Genomic DNA, 12,498 nt, shown 5'->3' with positions numbered 1-12,498 from the left:
TAAATTTAAAAGACATGAACTTAAAAAATAAATACGTTATAGCCTTTAGTCTGGCAGTTTTGCTGTGGTCCTGTAAAAAAGAGGAGGCCTTAATCCCTTCGGAAGGTTTAAAAATTGAAAATATGTTTTCGCCTCCGGCGGATGCAGATCCTGCGGTGAAAGAATTATACCAGAGTTACAATGTCTGGATGCGGATGGACTTTAAGGATTGGAAAGAGGTGACCAATGCGATTCTTGATAACGATCCCTTCAATCGCTTTGGGGTAGAGAAAATTGCAGATCAGGAGCGATCGGCTGCGATCCTTTATACGAAGGCATTGATGTCTGGTGTGGCTCCGAAATATGCAAAATCATTTTTTCCACTGGAATTGTTCTTTGTGAAAAGTTATGGAAGGGGATATTTTGCGGAGAACATCAAAAGAATTGGCAGGAGCAGGCTCGTGATTTGCTGGCCAAACAAAATGACTGATGCTTTACCTGTACTGAATCCCGATCGGCACTATTATCAGGATTCTGTGCTGAGCAACGCGATATGGGCGCAGCTCTCCTCCATGATTACGCTGCGCATTCCTGCACCGGTAAAAGCATTTGCAGATGCAGGAAAGGCCTATGATAACGGCGCTGCCGTAGATAAGATCAGGAAAGAGTATGATAAGGATAGAGATGTAGAAAAGAGAGATGCCGCATATGAGCTTCTTGCCATGACAGGGGGCTTTATTGAAGCTTCTGGCTCCAGTTCTTTTGAGAACGATTTCTCTTCCTGGCTGAGGTTGCTGGCATTGGAATCAAAAGAAAACATCAAAAGAAAATACCTGGATAATAGTCCTGCGCGGGCTAAAAAGTATGAGGCTTTTGTCGCCTACCTTCAGTCAGAGGGCTGGGACATTCAGGCGATGGGCAATACCTACAGAGAAAAACTCGACGCTTACAAATAAGAAATTTAACAATTAATAATTCAACTAAATCAATCAATCAATGAAAAAGTTAGTTTTTACACTAATATGTGCCGTTCCGGTATTGGCCAATGCACAAAATGCAGCATTTAATTTAAAGGGAGAAGTAGCGAAGGCAGCTGCCGGTTCAAAAGCTTACCTGAGTTACCGCCAGGATGGGGCAATGGTTAAAGATTCTGCTATCCTGAAAAATGGGATTTTTAACTTTAAAGGACAAGTATCTGGACCTACCTCTGCTAAAATCACTTTTGATCAGCAGGGAAAAAATGTAGCTTCAAAAAATCCGGATGTGCTGTCATTTTATCTGGATAAAGGAGATATTGCTTTAAAGGCTAAAGATTCTGTAAAAAATGCCCTGATCACAGGATCGGCAATCAATGCAGAACACGCGGTATATTTAAAAGCCGTTGCAGCACCTGAAAAGATCATCAATGGATTGAATGCAGAATGGGCGGCCGCGAGTAATGAACAAAAGCAAAAAGAAGAATTTGTAAAGAGCCTGCAAAGCAGACATAAGCCTGCGGCGGATGAAAAATTGAAAATTCAGGAGGGCTTTATTGCGCAACATCCCGATTCTTATTTTAGTCTGGTTGCTTTAAAAGAATCTTCGGAGTATGATATGGAGGTGGCTAAAGTAGAGCCTAAATTTTTGGCGCTGACTAAACGTCTGAGAGAAAGTAAGGCGGGATTGGATTTTGCCAAACAAATCGAGATTGCTAAAGCTACGGCAGTTGGTGCGGTAGCTCCTGATTTTACGCAGAATGATGTGAACGATAAGCCGGTTAAACTTTCTGAGTTTCGCGGAAAGTACGTGTTGTTGGATTTCTGGGCATCCTGGTGTGGCCCTTGTCGTGCGGAAAATCCTAATGTAGTGGCTGCCTATAACAAGTATAAAGAAAAGAACTTTACTGTTCTTGGTGTTTCCCTGGATCAGCCAGGTAAGAAAGACAACTGGTTAAATGCGATTAAAACGGATGGGCTGACCTGGACACAACTGAGTGATCTTCAGGGATGGAACAACGCGGCGTCAAAGCTATATGGTGTAAAAGGAATCCCACAGAATTACCTGATTGACCCTGCCGGAAAAATTGTTGCTGCAAATCTTAGAGGAGAGGAATTGCATAAAAAGCTCGAAGAGCTGATGAAATAAGCCATAACAGCATGGCAAAGAACTCCCATATTGGTCTTCCGGTATGGGAGTTCTTTTTTGAATAGGCCCATAATTACTATATTCGCCCCGGGGAGATTACAAAAATGCTTAATTATCAGGCGATATCGGACAACGAACTGGCCGGATTGTTAAAGGTAGGGGATAGAAAAGCTTATACAGAAATTTACAACAGGTATAAATGGCTGTTGCACATTCATGCGTATAAGTGGATGCAGGATCGCGAAGAAGCAAAGGACATTGTTCATGAGCTTTTTGCCAACTTGTGGACCAAACGTGAAAGTTTGTCTTTCCCGGAAAATCTTTCGGCCTATCTTTATACTGCGGTTAGAAACCGCATCTTTAATGCGATTTCCCATCAGAAGATCGCCTCCCAATACCTGAGTTCGCTTCAGGAATTTATCGATGAAGGGACTTGTGTAACGGACCATCTCGTTAGGGAAAAACAACTGACGGAATTGATAGAAAAGGAAATTGCGCTCCTGCCTCCTAAGATGCGTGAAGTTTTTGAGCTCAGCAGAAAATCCCAGTTGAGCCATAAGGAAATTGCAGAACAGCTGGACCTTTCCGAGCAAACCGTAAGGAAACATGTACAGCATGCTTTGAAAATATTGAGGATTAAGCTTGGGCTGATGGTATTCCTGTTTTTAATTTCTCATTACTAAGTGTGAGTGAGTTTCCCATTAAGTGCGAGTGAGCCTCCCATTAAGTCTAAGTGAGCCCGCTCTAAATCTTTTTTCATTTTTATTTACCCCCTCCGCCGCACTTAACTGTCTGTTGTTTTATAAGGGCAAACATTGCGCTTTCTGACTATGAAAAAATTAGATGCAAAAGAACTATTAGACAGGTACCTTTCCGGTAATTGTACTGAAGAAGAGCAGGCTTTATTGGAAAGCTGGCATCTGAGCAGGACGGCCCGTTTACATACGGATTTAAGCATGGACGACCGTAGTCAGGATCTTGATGAAGTTTGGGAAAGGCTGCAGCTTCCTGAAGAACGTCCCCGCCGTATTTCCTTATGGCCAAGGATTGCTGCCGCTGCGGTATTGTTACTCAGCCTCTCTGCGGGAATCGTTTTCTACTTATCTAAAGCACCGAAAAATAGCGAGGCAGAACAGATGGCCATTGCAAGAACAATAGTCCCTGGTGGAAACAGAGCGATCCTGACACTTGACAACGGAACACAGATTTCTTTGTCGGATGCAAAGGCAGGGACCCTTGCCAGTCAGTCTGGCATAAACATTTCCAAATCCAAAGATGGCCAGCTGGTGTATCACCTTTCAAAGGTAAACAAACCCAATTCCTATAATACCATTACGACACCACATGGCGGCCAATATCAGGTCGTGTTACCGGATGGCACCAGGGTTTGGTTAAATGCAGGGTCGTCATTAAGGTTCCCGTTGACCTTTGACCACCTCAATGAGCGAAAAGTAGAACTCAAAGGAGAGGCCTATTTTGAAGTTGCCAAACAGTTGAAAGAAGAAACAGGGAAACAGGAACGTGTTCCTTTTATTGTCATGACGGCTACACAGGAAGTCGAAGTTTTGGGCACTCATTTTAACATCAATGCTTATGCCGATGAACCAGCGGTGAGAACCACTTTACTGGAAGGCAGGGTGAAAGTCTTTGAACAGCTAAATGCAAAAGATGGGATGTTGCTTAAACCCGGGGAACAGGCGGTCTTAAAAGACAAGTTGTCTGTAGCAAAGGTAGATACTGAAGAAGTCATGAGCTGGAAAAATGGATTCTTCCGTTTTAACGAGAGTGACTTGAAAAGCATCATGCGTCAGGCCTCCAGGTGGTACAATGTAGACGTGGTCTACGAAGGAAATATTCCGCCAGTCAAATTTACCGGGGAGGTACCCAGAAGTGTCAATGCGGCTACTTTCCTGGAGATGCTGAGGTATCTGAACATAAAATTTAAAATAGAAAAGCAAACCAATACCAGAAATAAAATTGTGGTATCGCTTTAATCAACAGATCATAAACCATAAACTAAAAAAAGATGAATAGAAATTTACCAGCCAAAGAGTAGGAAGCTTGAAATGTTAACTTATAAATAACCGGGAAAGTGTTGAAGCACTTCCCCGGTCGACATCCTGTTGATACCAGGATTAATATTGGGTTAACCATTTCTTCCATTTGTTCCGATAAATCGGGATGAAAAACATGTAGCAATAGACCTTACTTATTTAACCCAACCTTACAAATGTATGTATTTATTTAATACTTCAACAGGTATGGACAGGCTACGCCTTGCGCCATATTTTAAACCATTTCAGGCCATTTACACTTGGATTTCAAGTGTAGATTCCTCAACCAGAAGACAAATTATTATGCGGATTAATTTGATAGCAATATTGATCACCATATCGCTGCTGCAGGCTGCGGCCAGCACCTTTGGGCAACGTGTTACCCTGCATGAAAATAATGCCAGTTTGCAACAGGTATTGTTGTCGATCAAGAAACAGACAAAATTCACTTTTCTATACAATAGCGATTTGATTAAAGCCGCCAAAAAGGTAAACCTGAATCTGGAGAACGTCAAACTGGAGCAGGCGCTGGAGGCCTGTTTTCAGGGCCAGGACCTCAGCTTTAAGATCATTGAAAATACGGTTGTGATCAAGAAAAAGGATTTCTCTGTATTGGAGCAGATGAAAAATTATTTCAGTTTTATTGAGCTGAAAGGAAAGGTCCTTGATGAAAAAGGAGGGCCCTTACCGGGGGCAACTGTACAGGTCAAGAATACCAAAAAGACGGCGATTACCAATGTGGATGGGGCATTTGAGCTTCATGCGGTAGACGATAAAGCGATCCTGGTGGTTTCTTATATTGGATATAAATCAAAGGAGGTCCCTGCAAACCAGGGAAGCCCGATGACCATCACACTGGAAATTAACCCGGCGCTGTTGTCAGAAATATCTGTGGTTTCTACCGGTTACCAGGATATTCCAAAAGAACGTGCGGCCGGATCTTTCAGCGTAATTAATGCGGATAAAGACCTGAGTGGGAAATTACAGGGCAATATCATGGACCGTATAGAGGGCATGTCTGCCGGATTAACCAGTTACAAAGTTGGTGGCGTACGAAAAACACAGATTCGTGGAATATCCACCATCAGTGGAGAAACAGCGCCTTTATATGTGCTCGATGGGGCTCCTTTTGAAGGAGATCCTCAATCGATAAACCCTGCTGATGTAGAAAGTGTTACCATTTTGAAAGACGCGACTGCGGCTTCTATTTATGGCGCCCGATCTGCCAATGGGGTCATTGTGATCAATACCAAAAGAGGCAAGAAAGGTCCTTTAAAGATCAGCTATAACGGTACGGTCAAGTTTACCCCGCTTCCGGATCGCGGTTATGCCAACAGAATGAGCAGTGCCGAGCTGGTAGATTTTCAAAGGGAAATGTTCAATTACCGCTCTGGTTCTTATTCGGCGATAGACCCGCGCAAGGCAATGAATGATGTGTATAAATTATTCTACGAACAGCGGGAAGGACACATGACTGAAGCGGAACTACAGACTGCTTTGGATGTTTACCGGAACAATGATCGCTATGATCAGGTGGTCACTGAGTTTATCCGGAAGACTGCGATAGATCAGCAGCATAACCTTTCCTTATCCGGAGGTTCAGATTTTTACACCTATAATTTTAGTGGTAATTATATGGGATCTAATCCCTATGATCGTGTACAAAGTAGTAATCGTATTGGATTCAATTTCAACAATACCCTCAATCTGACCAAATGGTTGAAGTTGAATATTGGCGTATTGGGCAGTAAACAGAATGAGGATTATGACAATGGAATCAGCGGGACGGGGATGTTGAATGCAGGTAAAGCTTCCTATTTTATGTTGAGAGATGCACAAGGCAATCCGGTAAACTGGTTGAATTCCAAGTCACAGTTTGAAATAAACCGCCTGAATGGTTTGCGTTTACAGGATGAAAATTTTGCTCCTGTAAATGAAATGAATACCAAACATTTAAACAACGAGAATAATTACCTGAATATCAATATAGGGGCGAATATTAAAATCATTGATGGACTGTCACTGAACCTTCTTTATCAAAAGGAAAGAACAGATGAGTATTTCAAACAATATTATAACAGAAATGCCTATAACGTGAAAACGCAGATCAACGACGCGACGCTGATCAAACCTGATGGAACGATCACGAATCTGATCCCCGTTGGTGGGCAACTGAGTGAAATCCGCGGTGATAAAAACTCCCATACTTTGAGGGCACAGGTTAATTTCAGTAAGTTATTTGGCAAACACCGTTTGGAAATGATTGCCGGTGCAGAACAACGTAAGATTCTGAGCACGGGGACAAACATCTACAAATATGGATACGATGATTATAACCTGAGCTATAAACTGATCAATGAAGCTGCACTTGCGGTAGCTACATTGGGTACAGAGTCTATCAATGACCGTTTTCAATTAACCAGGCTCGAGAAAGGATTCAGTTCTGCGGAAAACAGGTTTGTCTCTTTCTATGGGAATGGTTCCTATACCTACGACAATAAGATCACCGCGAGTGCCAGTATTCGTATGGATCAGTCGAATTTATTCGGGACAGACCCTAAATACCAATACAAACCACTGTGGTCTGCAGGTTTAATGTATGTGATTTCTGAAAATCAAAACGACTGGCTGGATCGCCTTACCGTTCGTGCTACCTATGGCATCAATGGTAATATCTCCAAGTTGAATGGTCCTTATATGATCACCAAGGATGCAGGGCCTAATTCTAACACGAACGAGTCGCAGGCTTATGTTCAAAGTCCGCCAAATTCTGGTTTGCGCTGGGAAAAGACGAATGTAACCAATCTTGCTTTTGATTTTAGTCTCCTTAAGAACCGTTTCTCCGGATCTGTTGAGTTTTATAATAAATCTACGAGTGATCTTCTGGGCTTTCAGACTACCGATCCTACGATCGGCTGGAGTTCTGTGATGCTGAATTACGGAAGCATGAGAAACCGTGGAACAGATATTTCCTTAACCAGTACAAATTTAACGACAAATGATTTTAAGTGGAGTACCACATTGAATTTCAATTACAATAAAAATGTACTGACCAAACTGGAAAATGAAGGGAAAAGCGTCTATTCTTATCTTGACAGGGGACAGAATAGAGTAGGGGTTCCGATGAATTCAATTTATAGCATTCGCTATAAAGGACTGGATGATAAAGGAAAGCCAATTGCTTTAACCAATGACGGAAGGGAAGTTAAAAGTACAGATCAGCTAACGGTATCAGATTTGATTCATGAAGGGACTGCGACTCCTCCTTATGCGGTTTCTTTGGCCAATAGCATGAGTTACAAAAATTTTGACCTGTTCTTTATGTTCATCTACTATGGAGGGCACGTGATGCGTGATGTTTATGCCCCTTTCTTAAGTAAATATGCGGAGTTAAACTATACCAGTAATATGGATAGGAATACATTGAACTATTGGAAAAAACCTGGCGACGAGTCGATTCCGGGAATCGCACCGGGCTTTACTACGGCCGCAAGTTCTGTCATCACCAATATCTGGGAAGCAGGAAATCAGGGGATCCAAAAGGCGGATTACATCAAATTGCGTGACATTACTTTAAGCTATAACCTCGCGAATGAATTCTTGAAAAGAAATCATGTTCAGCGTTTAAGGCTTAGTCTTCAGGTACAAAATGCATGGCGCTGGTCGGCAAATAAACAGAATCTGGATCCGGAAGTATGGTTGGGGACGACTAATTCTTCTGCGAGTAATCCGCTTTCTCCTCCTACGAGAGGAATATTGCTTCCGCCAACTTACACCTTTGGTCTTTCTGCTAATTTTTAATTCAAAACCATTATGAAAAAGATATTCACCATTTTATTCATCGCCATAGTTGCCCTATCCGGATGTAAAAAATACCTGGATATAAAACCCAAAGGATATACGATCCCGGAGTTTTATGACGATTACGAAAGGTTATTAAATAATTCTGCGCTATATGGCGTTTCTTCATCATATCCCGTTTACTTAACGGATGATGCACAATCGGGGGAAGTGAAAGATCCTAATAAAGCTGCTGATTATCCGGGTTATGACCTCTTTAAACGAAATTTATATGAGTTTAAGCCTGGGCGTATATTTGAATCCGGCCAGTCAGACCGGTTTTATGAAGCCGCTTACGAGCATATTTTTGTTTACAATACCATTATCAATAATATAGAAAATGTAAAAGACAGAACGCTGGCGGATAGATTGCAACTTAAAGCGGAAGCGCAAATTGGTCGTGCGTTCGAATACATGACCATTGTAAATGCTTATGCTGCACATTACGATCCGGCTACTGCAGCAACGGATCTTGGCGTACCCCTGGTATTGACGGAAGACATCAATGTGAAGTATAAAAGAGGTACGGTTGCAGAGGTCTATACTCAGATACAGAAGGATCTGGATGAAGCACTTCCTAATTTAGCATTGAAGGTTCCTAATAATTTTCACCCGACAAGGAGTGTTGGTTATGCGTTTTTAAGCCGGATGTACCTGTATATGGGAAAATATGCGGAGGCGCTGCAGAATGCAAATGAGGCGTTGAAATTAAACAGCAACCTGATTGATTACCGCATTTATACGAATAAAAAGGGAACCTGGGGAAGGGTTTGTACCATCGCAGACCAGACGGTTGTCTTTCCTCGTCCCAATGAAAGTACCGAAAGTATCTGGAGCCGTTTTGGTTCTTCCAGTTTTGGAAATGTATTTACGGAGCTGTATGCCAGTACCGATTTACTGGATGTTTATCAAAAAGACCTGCCGGCAAATGCTACAGATCAGCGTTTAAAACTTTTCTTCTGCGACGGGCAAGCCAATTTTGGAGGGGCGATCACTGTTTTTCCGGGAAGAAAGCTTTGGGCAGCGTATGTAGAGTTTAATCATGGATTCGGCACACCGGAACTTTACCTGATTGCAGCAGAATGTGAGGCAAGGGTGGGAAGTAAAGATGTCGCTGTGCAACATTTGAACAAATTGAGAAACATGCGTATCGCAGGTAATCAGCCTTTGGCTGCCGCAACTAAAGATGATGCACTGCGCATGGCACTCGAAGAAAGAAGAAGAGAAACTGCTTATCAGGGAAGTACACGTCTGATCGATTTGAAAAGATTAAATAAAGATCCCCGTTTCGCAAAAACAGTGACCCATAAAAACGGAACGGAAACTTATACTTTACCGGCAAATGATAAGCGCTATATTCTTCCATTGCCACCAAATGTCCTGGAGTTTAATCCTTCGATACCGGTGTACGATCGCTAAGCATCGATCAGTTAAAGAAATTGTAAAATGAAGGAATCTGTATCAGCTGTTGCCTAAACAAGTAATTCAGCTGATGCAGGTTTCTAAACCTATGTAAAGAAAACATGTCAATGAAACCATCATAAGCATACCGCTTACAAAAAAGCAATGAATATACTTATGATAGCTTCATAACCGATAAAAATCAAATTATATACTGATGAAAAATATAACCACAATCCTGCTTCTGCTCATTGGCGGAAGCTTAAAAGCACAGGAAGGCATTAAATTTAACCAGACCTCGAACTGGAAAGAAACCACTGAAAAGGCGGCAGCTGAAAATAAACTGATCTTCATAGATTGCTATACCTCCTGGTGTGGGCCTTGTAAATGGATGGATCAGAATGTCTTTGTAGACCCTGCTGTGGGGGCTTTCTTCAACAAGAATTTTATCAACGCTAAAATTGATATGGAAAAAGGGGAAGGGGTTGCTTTGGCGAAAAAATACAATGTGCGCTCTTTTCCGACTTTCCTGTTTGTCAATGATAAAGGGGAAGTGATCCATAGAACGGCTTCCAGAATGCCTGTTGCCGAATTTTTGGAGGAAGGGAAAATGGCCTCAGACCCGGCGAAAAATTTCTCCTCCATGAAGAAGAAATATGAATCCGGACAACGGGACATCCCCTTTGTTCTTGATTATTACCTGACTTTACAAAAATCAGAACGCGGAACTGCGGATCAGATCGGGAAAGACATTGTTACAAAAATTACGGAGCAGGAATTGAACTCTGCATTGGGATGGAAAGCGGTAAAGACCCTGGCCAGATCAGAAACGGATCGTTTGGGTGCTTACTTCATGGCAAATCCAGGCAGGTATGCTGCATGGAGTACAATCGCTGAAAGAGATGAACTAACAGACCGTCTGATCAGCAGCAGTATGTACGGTTATATTTATGCAAAAGATGAAGGGGCCTTTATGAAGAAACTGGCTTTTTTCAATACTTCTGATAAAGCAGACCGCAGGAAACAGGGAGCAATGCTGGAAGCTGATTTTTATCTGGAACAGAACAGATCTGCCGATTATAAAAAGGTGACCGATGCTGCACTGAAAGGAGTCTTGAAGTTGGATGCTGAAAAATTAAGTTTTCTGGCAAGGAGAGCCGATTATAAAGCAGCTGCAAATCCGGAGATTTTAGCGCAGGCCTACCTGTTGGCAAAGCGATCCGTAGAACTGGCACCTGAGGAATATTCCATTCAAAGTACGTTTGCTAAAGTATGCCTCTCCCTGAAAAAGAAAGAGGAGGGTTTAAAAGCAGCAAAGAAATCGAGATCGTTGGCGGATGCGGAGACTTCCAAAATTCAGAAGCTGTCTCAGGAATTACTGGATAAGATTGAATCATTATAAGCTCATAAAAGATAACAAGATGAAAAAGACATTAAAAGTCTCCATGCTTTCCTTAACCATCGTTTCATTGGTTGGTATTGCAGGAGTCAATGCACAAAATACAAAGGGTTTTACCATTAAAGGGGAACTGAGCGGCTTAAAAGACGGAGATAAGGTGATGCTGATCCATAGCATTGACCAGCGTAAAATGGATACTGTTTTTCAAACGGTAAAAAACAACAGGTTTGAACTGAAAGGGCAGGTGAAAAACGGCGCCGACTTTTATAGTTTAAGGGTAGAAAATAAGCGCATCAGGTATAATGCCTTTTTGGACAATTCTTCCATGGTATTAAAGGGAGATGCTGAAGACCTTTCTAAAGTCACACTTTCCGGTTCTGCCGCCCACGACGATTATCTGCGGTATACCGCAACGGTGGCTTCCACAACAGCGAAAATCAGAAGCCTGAACAAGGAATACCGTGATGCAAGTACCGCAAAAAACGAAGAGCTGGTTAAAAGTATCAGTAAACAATTCGACGAAGTGGAAGGGGAACAGGCGAAACTGACGGATGAATTTATCAGGAAGAACCCGCAGTCTTATTATACCGCAAACCTGATCTTTAACGGAGACATTGAGCCCTCCGTTACAGGACCGGTTTACAATGGTCTTTCCAAATCGGTAAAAGAGAGTGCTTATGGAATAAAGGTTAAAGAACGCCTGGCGGACCTTTCCAGGGTAGCTGTTGGAATCAAGGCTCCGGACTTTAGTGCATTAACCCCGGAGGGCGCAACACTTTCCCTGAATGAGGTGGTTAAAAAAGGGAAGTATACCCTGATTGATTTTTGGGCTTCCTGGTGTGGGCCATGCAGACAGGAGAACCCGAACGTCGTTGCTGCTTATGCTAAATTTCATGAAAAGGGCCTTAACGTGCTGGGTGTTTCACTCGATAAAACCGAAGGCGCTGCCGCATGGAAAAAGGCGATTGCTGATGATCAGCTGACCTGGTATCAGATTTCAGATTTAAAGTACTGGCAAAGCCCGGTGGTGAAGCTATATGCAATAAGAGGAATTCCTCATTCTGTGCTGGTGGATGCCAAAGGTGTTATCGTCGCGAAAGATCTTCGGGGTAAAGCGCTACACGATAAACTGGAAGAGTTGTTGAAATAGTTTTCTTAGGGAAGCTAAGCACATTAAAACGGTCCTGTCTATTTGACAAGACCGTTTTTTTTAGGGCACAAAAAAGCCCCTGTTTCATGAGGGGCCTTGTTTTTCTTTATATCTTAGAAAGAAAAATCATCATTGTGATTCTTGTTTCCTGCGCCTTCGTGGTTCTCAGAATATTCGTAGCGTTTTTCTACAACATCCTGGTGGCTTTTAATATAGTCAACAGTCTCATTTAATCCTTCTGCAAATTTCTCAAAGTCTTCTTTATATAGGAAGATTTTATGTTTCACAAAAACACCGTCTTCCAGTCTTTTTTTACTTTCAGTTAAAGTTAGGTAATAGTCTCCTGATCTTGTTGCTTTTACGTCGAAAAAGTACGTTCTTTTACCGGCCCTTACTTTCTTCGAAAAAACCTCTTCTCTCTCTTTGTTGTCAAATTCTCCCATGGTTGGTATTGATCTTGGTTTTTGGTTCGGGTAAATATAAAGCAATAATTATTAAACTTCAAAATAGAAAATTACACAAAATACCTTTTATCAGTGCAAAATTGTTAA

General features: G+C 42.1%; 9 protein-coding genes. 8 read left to right on the top strand and 1 reads right to left on the bottom strand.

Features of this window, described 5'->3' with window-relative positions:
• Nucleotides 1-14: 14 nt before the first annotated feature.
• From BLQ87_RS10575 to BLQ87_RS10540, 8 genes are all read left to right on the top strand, one after another.
• Nucleotides 15-935: a hypothetical protein gene (locus BLQ87_RS10575; protein ID WP_074606249.1), complete on the top strand. Its 921-nt coding sequence runs from the start codon at nucleotides 15-17 to the stop codon at nucleotides 933-935.
• A gap of 40 nt (nucleotides 936-975) precedes the next feature.
• The gene (locus BLQ87_RS10570; RefSeq protein ID WP_074606247.1) at nucleotides 976-2,103 is read left to right on the top strand and encodes a TlpA disulfide reductase family protein; all 1,128 of its coding nucleotides are present in this window, start codon (nucleotides 976-978) and stop codon (nucleotides 2,101-2,103) included.
• Between the two features lie 104 nt (nucleotides 2,104-2,207).
• Nucleotides 2,208-2,786: an RNA polymerase sigma factor gene (locus tag BLQ87_RS10565; RefSeq protein ID WP_074606245.1), complete on the top strand. Its 579-nt coding sequence runs from the start codon at nucleotides 2,208-2,210 to the stop codon at nucleotides 2,784-2,786.
• A gap of 147 nt (nucleotides 2,787-2,933) precedes the next feature.
• Nucleotides 2,934-4,097 carry a FecR family protein gene (locus BLQ87_RS10560; protein WP_074606243.1) on the top strand — a complete coding sequence of 388 codons (1,164 nt, stop codon included), beginning with the start codon at nucleotides 2,934-2,936 and terminating at the stop codon, nucleotides 4,095-4,097.
• Nucleotides 4,098-4,337: 240 nt separating this feature from the next.
• On the top strand, nucleotides 4,338-7,958 hold the full coding sequence (locus BLQ87_RS10555; RefSeq protein ID WP_083361791.1) for a SusC/RagA family TonB-linked outer membrane protein: 3,621 nt from the start codon (nucleotides 4,338-4,340) through the stop codon (nucleotides 7,956-7,958).
• A 12-nt stretch (nucleotides 7,959-7,970) separates the two neighbouring features.
• Nucleotides 7,971-9,416, top strand: a complete 1,446-nt coding sequence (locus tag BLQ87_RS10550) for a RagB/SusD family nutrient uptake outer membrane protein (protein ID WP_074606241.1) — start codon at nucleotides 7,971-7,973, stop codon at nucleotides 9,414-9,416.
• A 199-nt stretch (nucleotides 9,417-9,615) separates the two neighbouring features.
• Nucleotides 9,616-10,800 (top strand): thioredoxin family protein, encoded by a 1,185-nt coding sequence (locus BLQ87_RS10545; protein ID WP_074606239.1) that lies wholly within the window; start codon nucleotides 9,616-9,618, stop codon nucleotides 10,798-10,800.
• Between the two features lie 19 nt (nucleotides 10,801-10,819).
• The gene (locus tag BLQ87_RS10540; protein WP_172664757.1) at nucleotides 10,820-11,947 is read left to right on the top strand and encodes a TlpA disulfide reductase family protein; all 1,128 of its coding nucleotides are present in this window, start codon (nucleotides 10,820-10,822) and stop codon (nucleotides 11,945-11,947) included.
• A 113-nt stretch (nucleotides 11,948-12,060) separates the two neighbouring features.
• On the opposite strand, the gene BLQ87_RS10535 is transcribed toward BLQ87_RS10540, so the two are convergent.
• The gene (locus BLQ87_RS10535) at nucleotides 12,061-12,390 is read right to left on the bottom strand and encodes a DUF3276 family protein (protein ID WP_069377834.1); all 330 of its coding nucleotides are present in this window, start codon (nucleotides 12,388-12,390) and stop codon (nucleotides 12,061-12,063) included.
• Nucleotides 12,391-12,498: the final 108 nt, after the last annotated feature.

The sequence above is a fragment of the Pedobacter steynii genome, assembly GCF_900103665.1.
Lineage (GTDB): Bacteria > Bacteroidota > Bacteroidia > Sphingobacteriales > Sphingobacteriaceae > Pedobacter > Pedobacter steynii.
Note: the sequence above shows the minus strand (reverse complement) of the source record. Positions and strands in the feature narration are given on the sequence as shown.